The 20,972-nt window shown below is 46.6% G+C and carries 22 protein-coding genes and 1 pseudogene; 1 reads left to right on the top strand and 22 read right to left on the bottom strand.

From position 1 onward, the window contains the following. Window positions 1-129: 129 nt before the first annotated feature. The 3 genes from ACTWJ7_RS11025 to ACTWJ7_RS11015 form a co-directional block, all read right to left on the bottom strand. Window positions 130-738, bottom strand: coding sequence for a chloramphenicol phosphotransferase CPT family protein (locus ACTWJ7_RS11025; protein ID WP_079350526.1), 609 nt, complete (start codon window positions 736-738; stop codon window positions 130-132). Between the two features lie 236 nt (window positions 739-974). Next, window positions 975-1,865, bottom strand: a complete 891-nt coding sequence (locus ACTWJ7_RS11020; RefSeq protein WP_079350527.1) for an AraC family transcriptional regulator — start codon at window positions 1,863-1,865, stop codon at window positions 975-977. Between the two features lie 350 nt (window positions 1,866-2,215). Further along, window positions 2,216-2,665 carry a MerR family transcriptional regulator gene (locus ACTWJ7_RS11015; RefSeq protein WP_079350528.1) on the bottom strand — a complete coding sequence of 150 codons (450 nt, stop codon included), beginning with the start codon at window positions 2,663-2,665 and terminating at the stop codon, window positions 2,216-2,218. A gap of 171 nt (window positions 2,666-2,836) precedes the next feature. On the opposite strand from ACTWJ7_RS11015, the gene ACTWJ7_RS11010 reads away from it, so the two are divergent. Next, window positions 2,837-3,688 carry an aldo/keto reductase gene (locus ACTWJ7_RS11010; RefSeq protein WP_079350529.1) on the top strand — a complete coding sequence of 284 codons (852 nt, stop codon included), beginning with the start codon at window positions 2,837-2,839 and terminating at the stop codon, window positions 3,686-3,688. Between the two features lie 717 nt (window positions 3,689-4,405). Here the strand turns inward: ACTWJ7_RS11010 and ACTWJ7_RS11005 are convergent. From ACTWJ7_RS11005 to ACTWJ7_RS10915, 19 genes and pseudogenes are all read right to left on the bottom strand, one after another. Continuing rightward, window positions 4,406-4,894, bottom strand: a complete 489-nt coding sequence (locus ACTWJ7_RS11005) for an NUDIX hydrolase (RefSeq protein ID WP_079350531.1) — start codon at window positions 4,892-4,894, stop codon at window positions 4,406-4,408. 176 nt (window positions 4,895-5,070) lie between these two features. Next, window positions 5,071-5,298, bottom strand: coding sequence for a transcriptional regulator (locus ACTWJ7_RS11000; protein WP_079350532.1), 228 nt, complete (start codon window positions 5,296-5,298; stop codon window positions 5,071-5,073). 66 nt (window positions 5,299-5,364) lie between these two features. Next, on the bottom strand, window positions 5,365-6,693 hold the full coding sequence (locus tag ACTWJ7_RS10995) for an MFS transporter (RefSeq protein WP_079350533.1): 1,329 nt from the start codon (window positions 6,691-6,693) through the stop codon (window positions 5,365-5,367). Window positions 6,694-6,713: 20 nt separating this feature from the next. After that, entirely contained in the window at window positions 6,714-7,349 is a 636-nt protein-coding gene (locus tag ACTWJ7_RS10990) for a TetR/AcrR family transcriptional regulator (RefSeq protein WP_079350534.1), read from the bottom strand. A 60-nt stretch (window positions 7,350-7,409) separates the two neighbouring features. After that, a complete protein-coding gene (locus ACTWJ7_RS10985; protein ID WP_079350535.1) occupies window positions 7,410-8,177 on the bottom strand; it encodes an ABC transporter ATP-binding protein in 768 nt (255 codons plus the stop codon). Between the two features lie 13 nt (window positions 8,178-8,190). Continuing rightward, window positions 8,191-9,609 (bottom strand): ABC transporter permease, encoded by a 1,419-nt coding sequence (locus ACTWJ7_RS10980; RefSeq protein ID WP_443145424.1) that lies wholly within the window; start codon window positions 9,607-9,609, stop codon window positions 8,191-8,193. Beyond that, a complete protein-coding gene (locus ACTWJ7_RS10975) occupies window positions 9,606-10,523 on the bottom strand; it encodes a hypothetical protein (protein WP_443145423.1) in 918 nt (305 codons plus the stop codon). Before ACTWJ7_RS10975 ends, ACTWJ7_RS10980 begins: the two co-directional genes overlap by 4 nt. 163 nt (window positions 10,524-10,686) lie before the next feature. Next, window positions 10,687-11,298: a thioesterase II family protein gene (locus tag ACTWJ7_RS10970; RefSeq protein ID WP_443145422.1), complete on the bottom strand. Its 612-nt coding sequence runs from the start codon at window positions 11,296-11,298 to the stop codon at window positions 10,687-10,689. Between the two features lie 21 nt (window positions 11,299-11,319). Continuing rightward, complete coding sequence (locus ACTWJ7_RS10965; protein ID WP_179132913.1) at window positions 11,320-12,204, bottom strand: hypothetical protein; 885 nt, start codon at window positions 12,202-12,204, stop codon at window positions 11,320-11,322. Next, a complete protein-coding gene (locus ACTWJ7_RS10960) occupies window positions 12,201-12,464 on the bottom strand; it encodes an acyl carrier protein (protein ID WP_079350538.1) in 264 nt (87 codons plus the stop codon). The genes ACTWJ7_RS10965 and ACTWJ7_RS10960 overlap by 4 nt, the downstream gene beginning before the upstream one ends. A gap of 14 nt (window positions 12,465-12,478) precedes the next feature. Next, the gene (locus ACTWJ7_RS10955) at window positions 12,479-13,528 is read right to left on the bottom strand and encodes an HAD-IIIC family phosphatase (RefSeq protein ID WP_079350539.1); all 1,050 of its coding nucleotides are present in this window, start codon (window positions 13,526-13,528) and stop codon (window positions 12,479-12,481) included. Window positions 13,529-13,547: 19 nt separating this feature from the next. After that, entirely contained in the window at window positions 13,548-14,399 is an 852-nt protein-coding gene (locus ACTWJ7_RS10950; protein ID WP_079350540.1) for a 3-hydroxyacyl-CoA dehydrogenase family protein, read from the bottom strand. 29 nt (window positions 14,400-14,428) lie between these two features. Continuing rightward, the gene (locus ACTWJ7_RS10945) at window positions 14,429-14,764 is read right to left on the bottom strand and encodes a hypothetical protein (RefSeq protein WP_443145421.1); all 336 of its coding nucleotides are present in this window, start codon (window positions 14,762-14,764) and stop codon (window positions 14,429-14,431) included. Continuing rightward, the gene (locus ACTWJ7_RS10940; protein ID WP_443145420.1) at window positions 14,752-15,747 is read right to left on the bottom strand and encodes an aspartate aminotransferase family protein; all 996 of its coding nucleotides are present in this window, start codon (window positions 15,745-15,747) and stop codon (window positions 14,752-14,754) included. The genes ACTWJ7_RS10945 and ACTWJ7_RS10940 overlap by 13 nt, the downstream gene beginning before the upstream one ends. Window positions 15,748-15,762: 15 nt before the next feature. Next, on the bottom strand, window positions 15,763-16,728 hold the full coding sequence (locus tag ACTWJ7_RS10935; RefSeq protein WP_301878180.1) for an ACP S-malonyltransferase: 966 nt from the start codon (window positions 16,726-16,728) through the stop codon (window positions 15,763-15,765). Then, entirely contained in the window at window positions 16,725-17,873 is a 1,149-nt protein-coding gene (locus ACTWJ7_RS10930; protein WP_301878181.1) for an acyl-CoA dehydrogenase family protein, read from the bottom strand. The genes ACTWJ7_RS10935 and ACTWJ7_RS10930 overlap by 4 nt, the downstream gene beginning before the upstream one ends. Beyond that, a complete protein-coding gene (locus tag ACTWJ7_RS10925; protein WP_079350544.1) occupies window positions 17,870-18,127 on the bottom strand; it encodes an acyl carrier protein in 258 nt (85 codons plus the stop codon). The genes ACTWJ7_RS10930 and ACTWJ7_RS10925 overlap by 4 nt, the downstream gene beginning before the upstream one ends. Beyond that, complete coding sequence (locus tag ACTWJ7_RS10920; RefSeq protein ID WP_443146364.1) at window positions 18,124-19,434, bottom strand: ketoacyl-synthetase C-terminal extension domain-containing protein; 1,311 nt, start codon at window positions 19,432-19,434, stop codon at window positions 18,124-18,126. The genes ACTWJ7_RS10925 and ACTWJ7_RS10920 overlap by 4 nt, the downstream gene beginning before the upstream one ends. Window positions 19,435-19,443: 9 nt before the next feature. Further along, window positions 19,444-20,507: pseudogene (locus ACTWJ7_RS10915) on the bottom strand (beta-ketoacyl synthase N-terminal-like domain-containing protein); the annotation flags it as partial. Window positions 20,508-20,972: the final 465 nt, after the last annotated feature.

Genomic DNA, 20,972 nt, shown 5'->3' with positions numbered 1-20,972 from the left:
GCCGATCACATTGATCTGCTGCTTTCTTCATATTATTGAACTATCGTTTCCCGTTAGTTTAACAGGACCGAGAGCCGAATGACCCGAAGCGTGAATATGATGTTAGCTGATGGATACGCCTTCTTTGGACTACTTACTTACACTTTCCCCCTTAATCAACTTCTTAAAAGCAGTGTATTCTTTATTAGATCTTATAAAATTTAATATCTCATTAGCACACTCACTCGATCTCATTATTTCAGTATTAAATTCAAGATCATATTCATTAAAGCAATACACGTTATCGTATTGTGAACTTGCTAAACCAATCTCCCTGTCTCCTCTAAGTTGTTCTCTTCTAGCAAGTTCTTCCTTTGAACATTTAACTACTACGAATAAGACAGGGTGATCTGATAATAATTCAATACAAGTATTGAACCATTTGTCATTACCTATAACAGAATCTACAACTACGTTGTTTCCCATCGCAGAAAATAGTTTTATTGTCGAGTAGTATAATGAAATCAACGGATCTGCAAGAATTTGATTTATTAATTGTCCATCCTCTGCACCATTTGTTTCAATACTCGGATATGTGCTATTAACGAAATCTTTATAACTATGAAATACCCCATTAATAAAATTATCAAATGATAAATGTTGAAATGGGATATCAATTTGAGTTAATAATTCATTAGATATGCTTGTCTTTCCAGAACTTGAAGTACCATTAAGAAGAACTATAATCCCTGGCTTCAATAGAATCCGCCTTTCATCATTTTATTTTTGCGTATCTTTCAGCTAACACTGACTTCACGAAAATTATCCATTTTAAAGTATTCGCGAAGTTATTGAACAATCCTGCCCGTTAACGTAATGAAGCTGCCGGTCCAACACAGGCAGATTCATTTTCGTCGTTTAATCAATTATAGTTTCCCGTTAGCTGAAAAAATTTTGTTTTAATTATAATTAAAAAAGAAGACGTTCTTATACAATCACACCTTATTTATTTTCCTTACTGCAAACCATAGCTCAACAAAATTAAGCCCGTCTTTACCTCCTGTAATCTCAAATTCCATTCCATCGACCTGTTCATATCCAGCAGTGGGAAGCCATTCGGAGAAGAAGCGTTTATATAATGTCTCAATTGTTTCATCAAATTTATTCCATGTGAACAGATCAGATGGGAAAATTACCCATGTTTGAGCTGGTATTGTTATACTTGTGTACCCATCAGTTTTACTTGAATCCCCTTTAAATGCGGACAGCATATACGAAAAACTATTCTCATCTGTTTTTTTGTAACTACAAACAGCATGCACTTTATGATAGTCCTGATTTAAAAAGGCTGGTAAATCGCCTGCATTGTTCGCAAGCCTTTCAACCTCGCCGTTAGCATGGCTTTGCTTCCATAATTCTGCTGGTGTATCCACTCCGTTTAGTTGAAGCACTTTTTCAATTCCGAATACTTGAAAGGATTCTTTTGTCTCGATACGGTAGTTCATAGCCTTTTCCCCTTTAATTGAAATAAGGAAGGAAAGCCGAGGATAGGCTTTGAGAGCTGTCCCTTCTTCTCGAGCCATTGCTGGGTTAACACCATGCAACGATTGAAAAGCCCTTGCGAATGAAACTGGAGATTCATAACCATACTTTATAGCAATGTCAACAACTCTTATATCACTATTCTGCAATTCAATTGCAGCGAGTGTAAGCCGTCTTCTCCTTATATATTCCGCAAGAGACACATCAGTAATGAATGAGAACATTCTCTGGAACTGATGTGAAGAACAACAAGCACATTGAGCAATTTCCTTCAATTCGATCTTTTCGGTTAGATTCAATTCGATGTAATCCAACGCCCGATTCATCCTCATAAGCCAATCCATCCTATCCCTCCTCTTAATAGAATTATAGTTATGCACCGTTTTCATTTCGCAACTATTTGTGCACAATTAAGTTTCCTTGGAGAATTCATATCGATAATTAATTATAATATAGCGCAATGATGTACTTATTAAAGGTAATTCTGAACGTTAAGATAATCTTTTATGCTAACCTGCCCATTAATTTAATAAAAAGAGCAGGATACCGAAGTACCTGCTCATTAATGTATATTATTCCACTAACGTTTCCCTTTAGTTCAATCTGGACTGACATGAATCTTGTTCATTGCAAGCCAATCAAGAGTTTTAAACCGAGGGTTTTCTCCAAACCTGTTGATGTGCTTGAATATCGCTCACACCTTATGAACAGAGGGCGAGTAAAATACGTCAGCGTGCATATGTTGAATTTTGTCCCAGTTACCAGGGTTGGTCGTGTCCGGAATACGTTGGTCCAAAATGGCCTGATATAGCACGGTCTTTTGTTCCAAATGTGCAATATGCCGTTTGGCTTCTTCGAGCTGAACGAGGGCCGCTTCTTTATGCTCCATCATGAGTGCGAAGCGTTGCGGGATGGTCGAATCCCCTTCGAGACATAGATCTATATACTTTTTGATAAATTCAATTGGCATCCCGGATTGCTTGAGACATTTGACGCCATGCAACCAGTTGATCGATTCATCGTCGAACATCCGAATGTTGTTTTGATTGCGCTGTACGCTTGGCACCAGGCCTTTATCCGTGTAAAAACGCACGGCGTGCTCGGTGAGTCCCGTTATCTTGGCGGCTTCTTTAACCGTATGCATGTGAAACCCTCCTCGAAAAAAAATTTATAAGACGCTTGCCTTCGTGTAGCACGAAGGTTCTAAGCTTATTGTAATGCAAATTCAGCCGTATGTGGAATTAGCGTTGCAGTGCCCGATTCCCGGGATACGCGCCGTTTGCTGTTTTACACTTAAACCCTAGGAGGAATTACAATGCAAACTGTAACATTAAACAATGGTGTGAAAATGCCGATCATCGGCTTTGGTGTCTACCAAGTTCCAGATGCTGAAGAATGCGAGAACTCCGTATATGAAGCGCTGATGGCTGGTTACCGTCTGATCGACACCGCCTCCGGTTATCTGAATGAGGAAGCGGTCGGACGTGCGATCAAGCGCAGCGGCATACCGCGTGAGGAGCTGTTCATTACGACCAAGCTCTGGGTTCAGGATGCCGACTACGAGCGCGCCAAGCTGGCTTTTTCCAAATCCTTAAAAAAGCTACAGCTCGACTATCTCGATCTATATCTTATTCACCAGCCGTTCGGCGATTACTACGGCGCTTGGCGTGCAATGGAAGACCTGTACCGCGAAGGTAAAATCAAGGCGATCGGTGTCAGCAACTTCCTGCCCGACCGTCTGATGGACCTCATCATGCATAATGAAATCGTGCCTGCCGTTAACCAGGTCGAAACGCACCCGTTTTATCAGCAGATTGAGAATGGCGCTTTTATGAAGGAGCAGGGAGTGCAGCACCAGTCGTGGGCACCGTTCGCTGAAGGAAGGGGCAACCTGTTCGGCAACGAAGTGCTGACATCGATCGCGTCAAAACACAATAAGTCCGTCGCCCAGGTCGTGTTGCGTTGGCTTGTTCAGCGTGAAGTCGTTGTAATCCCAAAATCGGTAAAAAAAGAGCGGATCGTCGAAAACTTCAACATTTTTGATTTTGAGTTGAGCGCTGACGATATCGAACAAATTTCGGCCCTCGATACGCGGGAAAGTCTTTTCTTATCGTACCGCGATCCCGAAGTCGCCAAGATGATGGGCAACTGGAAAATCGATTTGTAAACCTTGATCGACCGAAACTCATCACGTTTTAAACTCTTTTATTAAGAAAGGACAACTTTCTGCCCCTTAGTTTAACAAAAAGCAGCCGATTACATAAATCGACTGCTTTCTTGTTTTTTATTCAACTACCCTTTCCCGTAAGCGTATTGATGTATTAATTCATCAATGGGAATTGAACCATCAATATAACGACAAAAGAAGAAATAAAGCTTAGTATAGCAATGAAAATATGAAGACAGCTGAATGAGATTTTTTCCAGAACATTTCTTTGTTTCTTTTGAATGAAGCATGAGTAAATGAACACAGTGATCACAATGGGCAAATATTGATGAAGATCCGGTCCATCGTTACTCGGTAATACTTTATTAATATATCCACCTATTGTTTCATTAATGATCATAAATGCATATATAACTCCGATTATCGCTGATATAAAAAACTGAAATGCTATCTGAATTATTCTATTCTTCAAAAAGAATGGACCACGTTTTCGGTATACATTGAGCATTATCTATTGTTGCCTCCTCCATTCTTTTTGAATAGTTCTCCTATATTTTACCACACAGCTCGTTCTAATGATCTAGCGCAGTGAAATCACCAATCCGAACTAACCTGCCGGTTAGCTTAAAAAAGGCAACTGATCGCTCTGACCAGATGCCTTCTCTTCTTTATTCAACTCTCGTTACCCGTTAGTTCAATACACGATTCCTCGTACAACTAAACACTCCTTTGAAGCTTGACATTAAATTCTGTCGTTGACGCAGTGACATACTCTATATAATTCACAGAGCCGTTAAAGTTCAAATAAGCTTCATAACGCATGCGGATTCCAGGTAAAGTAATCAAATCCAGAACATTTTCCTTTGGAACCCACCTGCATTCGCTCGTTTCAATAGAAGTAGCTAACTCTCCACCCTCAGCTTTACACACAAAATCAAACATGACCTTCGTAGGGACATCAGTCACACCGTCATACCACTTATGAATTGCTGTATTCGAAACAACACTAATTAAATGGCTAACCGTGGCGTCTATTCCACTTTCCTCTTTGATTTCACGAATGACGCCATCAATCAGATTTTCTCCAACTTCAGTTATCCCACCAGGATACACCCAACCATCGTCATGGGCTTTTACTAAAAGGATATTTCCAGTTCCATCTTCAACAATTCCGCCTGCAGATACAATATGTGTCGGGAACGCCATTTTACAACCTCCAAAAAAGATAAAGTTGTATATTTATTCCACATGATTTGCGACCTTTCCTGCCTTTGTGAGTCTCTAAGAGGTACTCTCCACACGATTGAACTAACCTACCCGTTAGCTTAATGCATCAAGTTTGTAGCCTTAATGCATTCAACCTACCACTTATTCCATTAATCTCACATTGCATTATTATCATTCGGAATTAATTCATACAAGGCACGAACGTCACAACCGATGGAATCGGCGATTGATATGGCCATTTTGAGTGGCATCACTCTTTTGTTATCAATAAAGTCGTAAACTCGTTCTGGTTTAAAAAGCAATTCTTTTGCCAGCCATTCCGCTGACTTTCCGGATTCCATCAATCGTTCATTCAGTAAGCAACGTCCCAGTTCAAATTTCAAGAAGCGATGACCTCCCGCAATTGTTCCATTTTAAAAAATATTAACTCTCCCTCATTCCTTATCCGATTAATCGTGTGCCAATCCCCCCACATCGGGAGGAGATGTAATATCGCTGCTTTGCTCCAGTGATTTGATCATCTTCAGGCGGGACGTTATGAGGGCGATCAGGATCACGAACAGACCTGCAATGATAAACAGCAAGGCGATACCTCTACCCGGCCCGGTTCCAATGATCTGACCCACAGAAGACGCAAGTGCACCGCCCTCCACCATCAGCGGGTTGAACACATGATCGGCCAGAAATCCGGCCAAACTGTACGCGATGATGAAGCCGAGCTGCGACAGAATACCGATGATGCCCCATACCCTGCCCTGCTTCTCATTTGAAATGTTGTTACGCACCAACACATCCGCACTCATGTTGACAAACGGAAGTGACGAGAGGAACAGGAACCCCGCGAAGATGATAAAATAAATGTTCGTGGAGACCCCAAGTAGTGAGAAGGATAGTCCGCACATGATCAAGCCCATCACCAGCACACTGGCGTATTTCTTCGTCATCGTGAATATGCCGATACATAAGCTGCTGATCAGCATGCCGATGGCGCTAACAGACTGAAATGTTCCAAGTGTTTTGGCATCCGTGAAAGACAAGAGCATTGGACCAATCAACGTTTCCAGGAATCCGAGGTAGAAGGTAACCAAAGAGATAATAATGACCAGCAGCAGTACTCCCTTATTGGTTACAACCTCGCGCCATCCCTCCTGAATATCCGTCATCCAGTTTTGGTCTTCCTTTTCCTCCCGCTCGACCTTCATGCTCTTCCGTATAACCAGCACGGCCAGAATGGCGATCAGGAAAGTCGCAATGTTAATGACCAGAATGACTTCAATGGTTGTGATACTGAGCAGTATGCCCGCGATAATGGGTGAAAATAAAAATTTGGAGGATTCGGCCAGCTGCACAAGTCCGCTTCCTTTGGAGAATTGGTCTTTATCCAGCAAATCGGTGGCGGAAGCCTTGTATGCCGGGCTTTGCAGTGCCGAAAACACAGAACTGAATGCTACCCCAACATAGATATGCCATAACTGAATATCGCTCGTAAGCATGATGGTCAGAATAAAAACGAGACCGGCAGCCGAACCCAAATCACCAATGATCATCATCGTTCTGCGGTCAAACCGGTCTGCCAAGACACCTCCAATCGGCCGAAGCAAAATATTGGGCAGAAATGTAAACAAGGTAATGAGGGCAACACTTGTTGCCGTATTCGTCTTTTCAAAAGCATATACCCCCAGTGAGAAGGCTGTGAGACCAATTCCGATCATGGAGATCAACTGACCAAACCATACAACCAGAAACTTACCGAAGGACTTGTGAACCGTGTGTTCCATGGATAGTGCTCCTTTCTCGTTTAGGCTTGATGAGGGAAATACAACCGGGTAACATAGGCGAAGCTTCCTTGTTCCGCTCCCAGAACACGTTCTGTGATATGAGCGAAAGCCTCCACTTTTTTGAGAAGCTGATCTTCTTCCCATTGAAAAATGCCCTGATCCAGTAAAAATTGTGAGGATACCAGTAAAAATTCAATCGATTCCTTGGGATTGGGTGTGTGAAACAATCCTTCCTGAATGCCCTGCTCAACCACTTCAGCCAGGATGGGGCTTAATCGAAGAACTGTCTCAACAAGACTCTTTTGATGCATTTCCACATTTTGTACATGGTGCAATTGCTCAATCAGTCCCAGCTTGTTGTCATCAGGCTGATTCTGCGCCATAATAATGCGAAAAATTTTGTCATGCGCGTTCAGATTCGGATCAGCTACCACACGTTTGGCCGATGCCTCCCCGTTCAAAATAAAACGCATGACAATGGCGTTCATTACCTCTTCCTTGGACTGGAAATAATAATAAAAGGTACCCTTCGCAATGCTGCAAGCCTGGAGGATATCCATGACAGTCGCTTTGGTGTATCCTTTTGTCACGAACAGAATCTCGGCGGCATCCAGTATTTCATTTCTGCGTTCTTCCGGATTTTTGATCAATCTCAACTTCTGTCCTCCAATCCATTAGACCGACTGTCGGTCTATTCTAGTCGTGAAGTTCTACGATTAGAACCCCATTTCAGTTAACCATTGTGACAGATGACTTTCCCGGTTTTTCAGATCCTGACGTTCTCTTGCATATTTACCGATATTTTTGTCAGCGACCAGCTTGCCATCCATCATGAACAGAACCCGTTCCGATCGGGCGGCCACTTTGACATCATGTGTTACCAGGAGAATGGTCGTGCCGGTAGCATTGATGTCCCCGAGAATATCCATAATCTCGTGTGTCGACTTGGAATTGAGTGCCCCTGTCGGCTCATCCCCAAACAGAATATCCGGATTGTTGATCAACGCCCGGCAAATGGCAATCCGCTGCAACTGTCCCCCTGAAGCTTGCGTGATATTGTGTTGAGCCAACGTATCAATCCCCATCTTTTTCATGAGTGACATCGCCCGTGTATTAATTGCATCCCTGCTGCTGTTCTTGGCAAGATACGCCGAAATCACAATGTTGTCGAGCAGGTTCAGGTTTTTGAGCAGATGAATGTTCTGAAAGATAAACCCCATTCTGGTCAAGCGCAGACTGGCCAGATCACTCTCCTGAAATGCCGATATTTTCTTGCCGTTAAAATAGACACTCCCGCCACTGATCTGATCCATGCCACTGATGTTGTACAGCAATGTAGACTTACCTGAGCCGGACGGTCCCATGATCGAGACGAACTCTCCCTTTTTTAACTGGAGATTGATATCTTTCAAAATGCTATGTTCTTCATTTTCGCCGATTGCTACGGATTTATTCACGTCTTTTGCTTCTAGTATCGTTGTCATCGCTGATTCTCCCCTATTCCACGATCATTTTGGATATGCTAGTTTCTTTGATGGACTGGATGCTGATCCAAGCCGTCAATACGATGGTACCTGCAAGCAACAACGGACACAGAATGTACGCCTGTACCGGGTCAATTACGAAGACGATACTGGATGCACCAAAGGTGGACATAATACTGCTGACAAGCAATGGTCCAAGCGTGTTGGACAGTACCGTTCCGGCAGTAACGCCCACGACCAAAATAATAAGCGACATCACTACATACTTCAGTTTGATCTTGGACAAGGCAAAACCGAGACTTCGCAATACAGCTATATCGTTGTTGTCCTTAGCTACCAACATTTGAAGGAACAACGAGGTAATTAATATCGAAATGAATACACCGATAGCCAAGGCCAGCATGGTCACCAGCTTTAATTGCTGAATGGTTCCTCCGAGTGTCTGATCGAGATACCCTTGGAGATCCGTCACTTTGGCAGGAGCGAAGGACGTCTCAAATTCGGCAATTTTGGCCGCCATTTGACCGCGATCTTTCAGATCCAGACTGACCACATACCACAAAACGCTGTCCTTGTTGTATGGCAGCAGAGCTTTCGCTGTTTTCCCACCGTTTGTCACATCCTGATATATACCGCTGACCGTCATGACCTGGTCTTTGCCGTTTACCAGCAGGGTGAGCTGTTCCCCCATTTTCAGACCGAGCTCGCTGCTGTTCGCATCCGACAATGCAATTTCGTTCCCGGTTACTGGCGCATTACCACTGACATAGGACAAAGGGAAAATGCTGAAATCCCCGGTCTCCACGCTCAGATTATCATAGCTGCCCTCCGCATTCCGAACCTTGAACTGGCTGGTTACCAGCGGAGAATACGTTTTGATACTCGGGTCATTTTGGATCTCGGTAATCAGATTCTCATAGCGCTGCTCCACATCGTCCGTATGTCTCAAGTCGATACGAATGTCGCTTTGTCCAACGCCCATATAGGAGATAAAGCTTGGTGCCTGCAAGGTATTGAGGAAGTTAATCGGCACAATCATAATGAACGAACTGACGACAAATACAAATAATAACAAACGAAACATTTTGATTCGCTGTACGACTTCCTTCAGTCCCAGAAAGACAGGTACGGAAGACCAGCGATTGCGGGACAGACTGAGACGATTGCGAACGATCTGCGTATCTCCCAAACTTCCGGTCCGCAGCGCTTCCACCGCAGAGATGGAACGAAACCGCCGCAGTACCGTTCGGCAGAACAGCACCACCATGACAAAGATCAATCCGGCAGCCAGTAATGGCACGGCAAAATGCAGCACGGTTGCAGGTGCTTTGCCCATATACAACATAATATTTGCGACAAACAGCCTGTTTACGCCAAGTGACGCAATGTAACCCAGCAGGGAAGCCAAGCCTGCCATAAATATATACTTCATGAGATACAGTTTCTTGATATCTTCTCCGCGATTCCAATGGCTTTCATGACACTGATCTCCCGGTAATCCTCTTCAATTGTTGCCAGCATCGTGAACCGAATACAGAGCATGGCGATCAGAATCAGCACAAGACTGACCAATATGATGACGGCTGCTATGACACCATCGGTCATGGCATTAAGTAACTGGAACAGACCGTAAGTCACGACCGGACCGGCATTGGGCAGGCCTGCATTTTGGTAAGCTTGGGTAAACTCTCCTGTCTGTCCAGGGTCCTTTAAGCGAAACTCGATCAGATATTCCATCTCCCCGACGCCCTGCTTCAGTTCCTCCAAATTATTTGAACTCACTACAAAACGTTTGGAGTGAACAACGGAAGGATTCATCTGGGCATCTCGAACAAAATCAACGATGGTATACGAAAGCTGAAATTGTCCATTGTCGATTTGGACCTGATCTCCTATGCTTAATTGTCTTTGCTGCATGTAATATACAGGAACCGCGATCTCCCCATCGTTAACCTGAATGATGTCACTGTTCAAATTCAGCAAATAGTCGAAATCCTGATTCTGTGTAACAAAATCGATATCCATGACACTGCTTTTCTCCGACTCTGCCCCGAAAAACAGATTGGCGCCATCAATATTGACCATCTCTACAATCTGATGCTGTGCAACGGTGGATTGACCCTCGGCCCAACTGTTTACTTTGGCCTGATCCAGTTCTCCGGCATGCATTTGTACAAAGTGTGGTGTCTTGGATTCAGAGAACAGATATTGAATAGAACTCGTCAATTCCATAATCATCCTTGACCCCGAAGATACCAGCAAGGCAGCCAGTAGCACGAAAATAAACAGCGCAGCCGTAATCCCTTTCTTTCTCGTGATATCATTTCTCAGCATTCGTAGCAGCATAAACGAACATGGCTCCTCTCATCTATAAGTTGTTCCTATTCATCTGGAGTCATAAAGCTTGTCAGAACCTGCGCCACCGATGAAGGTTGATGCATCATAAACATATGACTGCCCTCTCTGATGGTCTGAAACTTCATTGGTGATTCAACGTATCGGCCCCATTTCAGCGCCGATTGAAGGGAAACCGTGCGATCTCGTTCCCCCACAAATACAGCACCGGCATTGACAAAGGCTGATGCTCAAGGCTTGCTGCCGATTCAAGCAGTCTGAAATCAGCCCGAATCACAGGCAGGAAATAATATAGCAGTTCCTTTTCATGCATCAACTCTTGAGGAAGCCCTCCATAGGAGAACAAATGATCAATCAGCCCCTCATCAGACATTCCTTCGTAATGCTGGTTACCGCACTCGGATGGCGTGTTGCAGGCAGATAATACAAGCTGCAGCGTTTGCGCAACATCCGGAATTTCCTGATATAAACGATGTGCAACGAAATAGGCCGTAATTCCTCCCAGACTGTGTCCAAACAACGTACTGCCCGGTCGAATCACATGCAGAATCTGGCTGGTATACAGCTCCACCAGTTGCTGCATGTGCTCCAGAGGAGCTTGGGTATTCAGACCATGGCCCGGAGGTGTGAAGGCCCAAATCTCTGTGTCCGGCAGTTCCCCAACAAGCGGCTGAAAGCTCTGAGAGTGACCGCCAAGGTAGGGAAAACAGACGAGTTGTCTGTTTCCCTTCCCCGTTTGCAACTGTTCAAGATACTTTAATTCCATCCTGTATTCACCACCACTCGCCTACTTCGTGTCCAGAACATAAGCAGGAAATGTCTGGAGCTGAACATCCACTTTTTTGCGTTTGAAGATGACATGAATGACAACTGCGGATATGACAAAGAAGAAGAACTGCATAATTTGCACTTGCGGATTAAAGTAATACAGGTCAATTTGGCTTCCCGTGGCTACGAGCCAGAAGGCTAACAGATAGAATAGCAGTGTACCTCTGGTAGCATTGAAAATGTAGCTCTGGAAAACGATAAATGCCATAAGTTGAACAACATAGTATATGTAGGTGGTTGAGGTGCCAAAGGAGGAAATCAGGTAACCCGGAAGCACCCATAATCCAAACAACAGACCTGTGAGCAAACCACTTGTGACGTTATTTTTCAGCTTTCCTTGCAGAAAGGGTAGCAAAAATCCGATCCAGCCGAACAACCCGCCAATGAGTCCCGTTTCCTTAACCAAATTCAGAATACCGAGCCAAATCATTTCCGGTACACTATATGTCAGCTCAGGGACTGGTATGCCGAACAACAAGGAACCAAAGTGCATCGTTGAAGCGAAGACGATGGAAATTCCGATAATGAGCGGAATCCAGAATAGGTCCTTTTTGCGTGGAACCAGCTTTAGAAACATGCCTTTGAGCGCTTTCTTGCCGCCCATCAAATAACAAGTAATTAATCCGGCAATCGAAGGTGAGTACAGCGCAATGATTGCGAGCGGATGCATCAGGTGTAATTCACCTGTGATCGGGACGATGTAGTCGGCAAAGAACATAAACAAACTTGCAATGCCGTAACACGCACCAAAGGAAATGCCCAAAAACAGATACATGTATTTGTTGGATGGACTGGTTGCCGGACTTGTGACTGGACGGATGGATGCCTGATTCGCTGAAATCATATCGCCGCCCCCTTCGCAGTCAGCTTTCTCTCAATCAGATCCTGAAGGCGGTTAATGGTGCAAAAATTGGACAAATCCAGATCCTCATTCCCGATTTCAATCTGGAATCTACGTTCCACAAAGTCAACCAAACGCATCGCAAAGAGTGAATTGACAAACCTCAGCTCAAAGTAATTGTCATCATCGTTAATTGGAGTGTCCTCATGATCCATAGTAAGGTTGTTTCCGATGAATTCTCGAATTTCCTGACGATAATCCACTGCCCTTCCCCTTGTTATTGATGTTGCCCCTCAGGCACACAAACTTCAATGTAATCTGGAAACTCCACAGCTTGCTGCAAGTTATGATAAAACAATACGTTTCCGTCCTCATCTGCGGATCTCTGCTGAAATCCAGCAAAACGGTAGCTGATGTTCATCATCCGGTTTTTTCCCGTATCTTTGAAGTCAGCCAGCATCTGTTTCTCCTGCTTCCTGGCTTCACGCATAATGTGAGTAAGCAGCACACTGCCCGCCCCTCTGGACATGACTCGGCAAGACATTAGCAGCATGTTCAGTCTCCATACATCTGGTTGCATATGAATCAGCGCAAGTCCAATCTTTCCATACGTCCCGTATTTGTCCTCCAGTTCACACACCAGTAACAGGTGATCCTGCGAGGTCATCAATTGATGCAGTTCCTCATAACTGTAAGTAATGCCTGTGGCATTAAGCTGATTGGTGCGAACCGTAAGTTCCTCCGCACGCTGCAGGTCTTCTTCGGCGGCTTCGTAGATGACAAACTTCATGCCAAGGCTGGCCAGAAATTGTTCAGATGGCCCTTCATACTGATCCTCCGCCTGCTTGCGGATTGAATCAGCTTGGTACATATGCCTTCTGCGCGCGGAGTCTGCTGTAATGAACCGGGGCATAAGCCTCGGATCATCAAGCAAGGTCTCGTATTGATCCGCCTGAAGAACATGGATGTCTGCATGGACACTTTGCACTTCCTCCAGTTCAAAGGGCTGATCATCCACAAACATAAGCGCATCCATGCCGATATTAATGTTCTGCTGAATACGCTGAACAGAGACAGACTTTGCATGCCAATGGATTTCGGGATACAGAAAATATTCGGCAATGCCCAGTTCAACAAGTTTTGTCCAAGCCATCTCTGCATCATTTTTACTGGCAATAGAGTGCAAAATACCTCGTTGGTCGAGTTTTTCGATCACCTCCTTAATGCCCGCCTTCAGTTGTACATCCCCCGTCTCAAGCAAAACACCATCCCAAATCGTATGATCCAGATCCCAAACGATACATTTGATATCCTTGCTCCGTTCCATGGACATGCCCTCCTTCATTTTAATAGGCATAGAATCCCTGACCTGTCTTGCGTCCCCATTGTCCGGCATCAACCATTTTTTGCAGCATCGGACAGCATCGGAATTTTGGGTCCTGATAACTGTCGTACAATACTTGGAGTGAGTGCACGACCGTATCCAGACCAATTAGATCGGCGGTCTCCAGAGGGCCCATCTGATAGTTAAAACCCTTTTTCATAATGGCATCTACCTGCTCAGGCGTTGCAATGCCATCCTGTACAATGAACGCCGCTTCATTCATCAGCAGATGGGACAGACGATTGGAGACAAATCCGGGCAAATCCTCGATCACAACCGGACTCTTCCCGATACTCTCCAGAAACGCCACCATTTCTCGTTCGGTATCCGGTGTGGTATGGTGGCCTTTAATCACCTCAACCATCGATTTGACGGGAACCGGATTCATTAGATGCACCCCGATGGCCCTGCCGGGATCAGGCAGAAAGGAGGCCAGCTTCGTGACGGAAATACAGCTCGTGTTCAAGGCAAATATCACATCCGAACGCGCCCTGGTGCCCAGACGTTCATAGACTTCCTTTTTCAATTCCAGATTCTCGGTTACATTTTCAATAATGATATGAGCTTCTTCAATCCCCGCATCCTGTGTCTGGAACGAGACTCGCTCCATAATCTGGCTCAGTGGAACATCTCCGTATCCCCGCTTCAAAAAGCAAGCTGAACGGTATTCACGACGGATGGTTTCAGGTGCCTGGGCGACAGCTGTTTCGGAAATATCCTGCAGAATCACCCGGTATCCAGCCCTCGCAACATCCAGTGCTGTAGCACAGCCCATCACCCCTGCGCCGATAATTGCAATGAGTTGATTATGCAAACCTAACCACTCTCCTTGTTGAGCTATCGTCAGATCAGTTCGTCATAAAGCTCTTTCATCTCCGCCAGTGCGGCAGGAACACGCTCGCTGAACCAGGCAACATCCTTCATGTCCAGCATGATATTTGGGTACATCCGCGAGAGTGTTGACACTAGAATGCCATGCTCGGCAAGCTTGCCGTTCAACAAAATATCAAAAGACATTAATTCAAACGTATACTCAGCCGTATCCTGAAGCGGTTCTGTACAGCAGTGATAAGAGGCACAGCCCGGAGGCCCCTGAACAATCAGCGGGAGTCCAACCTTTCCTGCTTCCCGGAGGAGCACATCATGAATCATCTCGGCATGACGGTTCATGGTGTCCATAGCCTGTCCCCGTTGCGGCCAAGCATCTCCAACGTTGCCTTTACTGCAGCCGTGCCCAGCGGATACCCATTGAACGTTCCCGCATGAATCACTTTTTTGTCCACAAGCAGCTTCATGATCTCCGACTTTCCAACCAGTGCGGATACTGGCACCCCGCCGCCAGCGATCGCCTTTCCAAGTGTCGTCAGGTCCGGCGTCACACCGAACATCTGTTGAGCCCCGCCCAGTCCCATGCGGAATCCGGTAATAATTTCATCGAAAATGAGAACGACCTGATGATCGTCACATAGCTGTCTCACTTTGTGCAGATAACCTGGAGCAGGCATCACTCCACCTCCATTGACACATACGGGCTCCATGATGACGGCTGCGATGTCATCACCTTGCTGCCGGAACAGTTCCTCCAAACGTTCGGTGTCATTCCATGGCAGCAGATAGGACTGGGACTCCATGACATCCCTTGCCCTTCCTTTCGTTCCTTTCATGTCGCCAGGATAGTCGGAAGGAACCGGCAGACCTGTACGTGCGGTCTTGCCGCCCATAATATTATCCGCATTGCCATGATAGTGGCCTTCGAAGCGGACAAAGCGGTTTTTCCCTGTCCATGCTCGCGCAAGTCGAAGTGCATTCTGAACAATCTCCGTACCGGATAACCCGAAACGAATCATCTCTGCCGAAGGTACATATTGATGGATTAATTCCAGAGCCTCTGCATCCAGATCACAATGACTCACGGACAGAACACGATCAATGGTTTCTTTTAGACACTCGTTATACTCCTCATTCCCATGACCTACGATCAGGGCACCAAACCGGGCATACAGGTCCAGATACTCGTTACCATTCATGTCCGTCACTCTGCTTCGGGAAGCATGCGTGAAATGGAGCGGCGTTTCTTCCCAAGGAAGATGAAAATTATAATGCACGCCTCCGGGCAGTCGTTGCTTCACCCGCTGGTTATAATCCGACATGTCTGTAATCATCCCACTGTGCCTCCTTTATGTATTGCTCTGAGTGAGGGTTTCATATAACTGAACCAACGTGGAACGATCTTGCGGTTTATCCAGGGAATAAGCAGCAGGCAGTGCTGTATTCTCGGCCACCATGTTTCTGACACTTTCCCCTGGACCAACATCAACCCATACCGTTGCTCCCAATTGATGTACATGTGCCAATGCCTGATTCCAGCGAATCGGCTGCAGCAATTGATGACTGAGCAGCTTGGCGATGTCTTCAGGCCCCTGAATCAGTTCTCCCTGAACCGTGGAGCAGATGGAGAATCGGGGCGCGGCAAACGTTATTCCGGCAAGCATCTCTTCAAGCTCCGGTTGAATAAACTGCATCAGCTCGCAGTGATAAGGTGCGTCTGCTTTCATGGGCATCATGCGGAAAGGAATGAACTCCCCGCCAGTGTGATCCATGTTGTCGTCCAGCAACCGCAGCCCGTTCGCCGTACCAGCAACGACGAATTGTCTCGGTGAATTGTAGCCGGAGATGGTCACATATTCCGTTTGGCGTATAGTCTTGACCATTTCCTCAAGCTCTGCCTGGGTGATATCCACCACAAGTCCGGCTCTGCCTTTTTGTTCCTGGATCGCACGGTGCATTAATTCGCCTCTTCTTGCCGTAAATCGAACCGCATCGGCAAAGCGCATCGCTCCCGCGGCTGCGAGAGCCGAAATTTCTCCCAGGCTGTGACCGATCGCATACTCGGGAATGAGCCCTGTCCGGCGAACAAATGAGTCGAAGAGCACGTAGCTTGCTGTCACGACGGCGGGCTGGGCATGCACAGAGGCTGTAAGCTGCTCCAGCGTTCCTTCCATAATCAGCGCTCTCAGATCATAACCAAGAGCTTCACTCGCCTCGGCAAAAATGTGGTTTGCCTCCGGCTCTTTGTTCAGCACATCACAGCACATTCCGATATACTGGCTCCCCTGTCCGGGAAATAAGGCACAGATCGTCATACGCCGCCGCGCTTGTAATACGCTTTTAGTCCGTAATGCGAGATCATCTCCTGCTGCATCTGGGAAGATCCTTCGATAATTTCCAGAACCTTAGCTTCCTTATACAGCCTAGATACGGGATAGTCATTGCTAATGCCGTTTGCCCCATGAACCTGGAGCGCATCATTTGCAACTTCTACAGCAACTTTGGACGTGAAATATTTGGCAATGGTTGTTTCCATGACAGCCTGCGGGTCCCTGGCTTCTCTTAGCTCGGCTGCCCGCAAACATAATGCCCTTGCTGCATGGACTTTCGTTACTGCATCTCCAATCATGCCGCGGATTAGTTGAAAGTGATGGAGTTTCTGGTCAAACTGCTTTCGCTTCCGCGAATAGGTTACCATGGAATCGAGTGCTTCCTGCGCAATCGCCAATCCGGCCCAAGCGATGCTGTATCTGCCCTGGTCAAGCGCACCGGTAACAATATATTCGAAGCCTTCATTCAGCCGTCCAATGATATGGCTTTTGGGTACACGCACCTCATGGAGCTCAATCACAGCCAGTCCGGTTTCCCCGCCCACCATAACGCCTTCAATGGGTTTGGTCTGTACACCATCGAATTTTCGTTCCACCCAAAAAGCCGTGCTTCTTCCGTCCTTTGATGCAATGATGATAAACACATCTGCCAAATGCCCGAAGGTGATCCATTTTTTTGTCCCGTTCAGCACATAAGCATCGTCTTCTTCGCGCCACGCTGTCTTCACATTTTTGGCGTCCGAGCCCACTTCCGGTTCAGTGAGGCCAAAGGCTCCAATCCATTCCCCACGTACCAGCTTGGGCAGCCAGGAAGACTTTTGTTCTTCCGTTCCAAAACGCACCAGAGTTTCACTTACAAGGGACGTATGTACCGTCAATAAACTGCGCACCGCCGGAAGGGCCTTGCCAAACACTTCCGTCAACTGTCCATAAGACTTGGGTCCAAGGCCCAGACCGCCGTATTCAGCCGGTACGGAAGCCGCCAGGTAGCCTTTTTCGGCCATGGCCCGGATCAGTGATCCGGGGATGGCTTGCTGTGCCTGAATCTGCTGAGCATAGGGACGTATCTCGCTGGCAGCAAACTGCTCAGCCTCATGAATAATCTCTTGTTGCAGATCCAGTTCAATCATTCAACTACCCCCTCTTGAAGAAGGGATTCATGGAGATATGAGGCAAATTCAGCAATAGTTTTGTATTCAAACAAAGCTACCGGACTGATATCCACCTGCAGGTGCTTGCGCGTACGATTAATTATTTTGAGAGCCTGTACAGAAGAGACGCCAATTTTCAAAAAGTTCATCTCTTCATCAATGTCCTCCGGCTCCTCATTCAGTGCGGCAGCAATTTCGCTTTTCATAAACAGTACGATTTCCTCTTTTGTCATATCATGACCTCCGTTCCCTGATTCACATCGACCCAATGGACATGCGGCTCGAATGGATGTGATGGCAGATGTACAATCTGGCCCGAACCATCCGGGTGTAACTGTTCCCAATCCAAAGCAGCACCAAGCACATATAACTGTCTCAGCAAGGATGCAAGCTGTTCCTCCACACCCAGTGAAGGCATGCCGGATAAATGAATCCATTGCTCCTTGCCAGTGCAATCCGCAAGCCCCGCAGTCTGATCCGAAGGATCGGCAGCAATCGCAATGACGATGTCTGCCTTTGCTAGCTTGCTGGACGGATCTTGAGGATGGTCCAACCTGGCAACCAGCTCTTCTCCGGCATTGATTCCTCTTACCTCTTGAATAGAAGGTACAAGGCGAGTGAGTGTTTCAATGACGCTTGTCCAATAAGTCGCCTCAAGTGCAGCATGACCGTCTATAACAATCGTTACACGAGCAGCACGATTCCTTGGCTTGAAACCGAATTGCATACCTTCCAAATCCCACTCCTCGCTTGAATTCACCGTGACCGCTGCACGATACCGATAATGCTTTCTGTACCTGTTCCGTGTAAAACACAGATCCGCCGCATGCAGGTCCTCATGTTCCGACACAAATCGCTTGGTGTTATGAATCAGCTTCTGCAGAGCCTGCTCTGTCTTGGCAGAGAACGTTAATAATTGCACGAGCCCCGAGCCCTCTGCCCGAACAGTCGCTTTCCACTCTTCCAGAACAATGTGAGCGTTGGTTCCTCCAAGCCCAAACGAACTAATGCCCGCTTTGCGTGTCTTCCCTACCGGAACATCCCATGACCGATGCTCACTGACGATGTGAAAAGGCGATTGTTCCAGCCTGAGGGCCGGATTGGGCTTGTCCATATGCAGACTTGGTGCCAATTCGGCATGCTGCATACTGAGCAGAACCTTGGCCAGACTGGCACCGCTTGAAGCTGCGAATAGATGCCCTATATTGGTTTTGACGGAACCCAAGCCAATGGAAGTGGTATTGTCGTACCCTTTTTCCTGAAATAACCGGAGCAAGGCGTTCACCTCTATCGGATCTCCGATCCTCGTACCCGACCCGTGTGCTTCAATATAAGATATCTCGCTCGGATTCAGATTGGCATCTTGGTAAGCGGAGCGAAGCACCTCGTATTGTCCTTGAGGATTCGGTGCCATGATGCCCAGAGAATAGCCATCGTTGTTAACCGCTGTCCCGCGAATCAGTCCATAAATATGTTTATTGGCACGAACTGCCTCTGTTAGCGGCTCCAGATATACAACCACTGCACCCTCCCCGATCACTGAACCATCGGCCTCCCGGTCAAAGACCTTGGTGTGTTTCGTGGATGAGCAGATTCCCGCATGGCGGGATAACTGATGTACATGCGGTGAAGCCAGAATGGTTGCTCCCCTACAACTGCACCGGATATTCGCTTTTCCTGAATGGCTGCAGCAGCTTGCGTCAGTGCTACAAGAAAGGACGAGCAAGCTGTATCTATCGCAAGGGCTGGACCCGTAAAGTTATACAGATGAGAGATGGAAGCCGCCGCAATATTGGACATATTGCCTACCATTGCATGGGAATGAACATCCTTTCCATCACGTTGATTCATATAGTCAACGACCAGATCGAAATAGGTGCTTGGGTTAATGCCCACGTACACACCCACATTGCGCTTATCCTCCTGATCCACAAGCATACCTGCATCTTCAAGAGCTTCATAAGAAACTTCCAGCAGTTTGCGATGCTGCGGGTCCATAAATGCAGCCTGTTCCGATGGAATATCAAAGAACTCGTGGTCAAAGGTGTCCGGATGTTTGAGTTCCCCAATCCAGTCATCCCAGTCCGGACGCTTCGAACGCATTGCACGATCGGCGCTAATCCGCTCAACACTGTCAAGACCCTGAACCAGGTTGTTCCAGAATTGCTCCTGAGTATCCGCATCAGGCAAACGCAAGGCTAGTCCGGTAATGGCAATGGCACGATGTACGTTCAGATGATTATCCGCTCGCACAGCCTGTTCACTTGGCTCTGTTTCCGCCGGAAGTTCCTGCAGATACTCCACCATTTCTCGTACAGTCCTGCAAAAAACAAGCAGTTCCTGACCCAGTTCACGCCCTATAAGTGCAGACAGCCTGTCAAGCAGCTGGTATGACAGAATGGAGTTGCCTCCTAATGCGAGAAAAGAAGCATCCGTCGTAATCTGACCTAGGGGAAGCTGGAGCGTTTCGGCCCAAGCTTCACGTACCGTTTGTTCCAATGACGCCGGTTCAATCCCCTCGGACTGCTGCTGTTGTCTGTTTTGGGAAATCAGTTTTTCAATAACCTCAATATCCGCATCAAATGCTCCGCACTCGTATTCATTTCTGAGCATGAAACGCTGGACCTTTCCGCTGGTCGTCTTCGGTATCACCTTGATCGGGAGCACATGAGTGATCTCAATGCCCAATTCGGCTCTCATCCGGTGAATCAAATCCTGACGCACCTCCAGAAACTGTGGAGCAACCGATTTGTATTTCACAAATACAAGCATCTCCTCCACTTGTTTGGCGCTGTTAAAATGGCCTACTACTGTCAGGTTGCCTCTCGGAATGCTTCGATTCTGGTACAGGATCTCTTCCAGATCGTGCGCGTAATAATTCTGTCCCCGAATAAACACGATATCCTTAATTCGTCCGCTGACAACGAGCGAGCCGCCGGCCATGAAACCCAGGTCGCCTGTCCGCAGCCACCCATCCACAAATATTTCGCGATTCAGGTCGGGAAGGTGGTAATATCCGGACGTTACCGATTCACCGCGAATCTGGATTTCGCCGACGACACGCTCATCCAGCACTTC

It is taken from the genome of Paenibacillus sp. 1A_MP2 (genome assembly GCF_052244825.1).
Classification (GTDB): Bacteria; Bacillota; Bacilli; order Paenibacillales; family Paenibacillaceae; genus Paenibacillus; species Paenibacillus vandeheii.
Note: the sequence above shows the minus strand (reverse complement) of the source record. Positions and strands in the feature narration are given on the sequence as shown.

Bases quoted from the DNA above. Each gene is read 5' to 3' on its own strand.
- ACTWJ7_RS11015 (WP_079350528.1), bottom strand. From the start codon at position 2,665: ATGCATACGGTTAAAGAAGCCGCCAAGATAACGGGACTCACCGAGCAC.
- ACTWJ7_RS11010 (WP_079350529.1), top strand. From the start codon at position 2,837: ATGCAAACTGTAACATTAAACAATGGTGTGAAAATGCCGATCATCGGC.
- ACTWJ7_RS10940 (WP_443145420.1), bottom strand. From the start codon at position 15,747: ATGATTACAGACATGTCGGATTATAACCAGCGGGTGAAGCAACGACTG.
- ACTWJ7_RS10970 (WP_443145422.1), bottom strand. From the start codon at position 11,298: ATGGAATTAAAGTATCTTGAACAGTTGCAAACGGGGAAGGGAAACAGA.
- ACTWJ7_RS10985 (WP_079350535.1), bottom strand. From the start codon at position 8,177: ATGACAACGATACTAGAAGCAAAAGACGTGAATAAATCCGTAGCAATC.
- ACTWJ7_RS11005 (WP_079350531.1), bottom strand. From the start codon at position 4,894: ATGGCGTTCCCGACACATATTGTATCTGCAGGCGGAATTGTTGAAGAT.
- ACTWJ7_RS10935 (WP_301878180.1), bottom strand. From the start codon at position 16,728: ATGACGATCTGTGCCTTATTTCCCGGACAGGGGAGCCAGTATATCGGA.
- ACTWJ7_RS10930 (WP_301878181.1), bottom strand. From the start codon at position 17,873: ATGATTGAACTGGATCTGCAACAAGAGATTATTCATGAGGCTGAGCAG.
- ACTWJ7_RS10965 (WP_179132913.1), bottom strand. From the start codon at position 12,204: ATGATTTCAGCGAATCAGGCATCCATCCGTCCAGTCACAAGTCCGGCA.
- ACTWJ7_RS10945 (WP_443145421.1), bottom strand. From the start codon at position 14,764: ATGGACACCATGAACCGTCATGCCGAGATGATTCATGATGTGCTCCTC.
- ACTWJ7_RS10925 (WP_079350544.1), bottom strand. From the start codon at position 18,127: ATGACAAAAGAGGAAATCGTACTGTTTATGAAAAGCGAAATTGCTGCC.
- ACTWJ7_RS10995 (WP_079350533.1), bottom strand. From the start codon at position 6,693: ATGGAACACACGGTTCACAAGTCCTTCGGTAAGTTTCTGGTTGTATGG.
- ACTWJ7_RS10980 (WP_443145424.1), bottom strand. From the start codon at position 9,609: ATGAAGTATATATTTATGGCAGGCTTGGCTTCCCTGCTGGGTTACATT.
- ACTWJ7_RS11020 (WP_079350527.1), bottom strand. From the start codon at position 1,865: ATGGATTGGCTTATGAGGATGAATCGGGCGTTGGATTACATCGAATTG.
- ACTWJ7_RS10955 (WP_079350539.1), bottom strand. From the start codon at position 13,528: ATGGAACGGAGCAAGGATATCAAATGTATCGTTTGGGATCTGGATCAT.
- ACTWJ7_RS10975 (WP_443145423.1), bottom strand. From the start codon at position 10,523: ATGCTGCTACGAATGCTGAGAAATGATATCACGAGAAAGAAAGGGATT.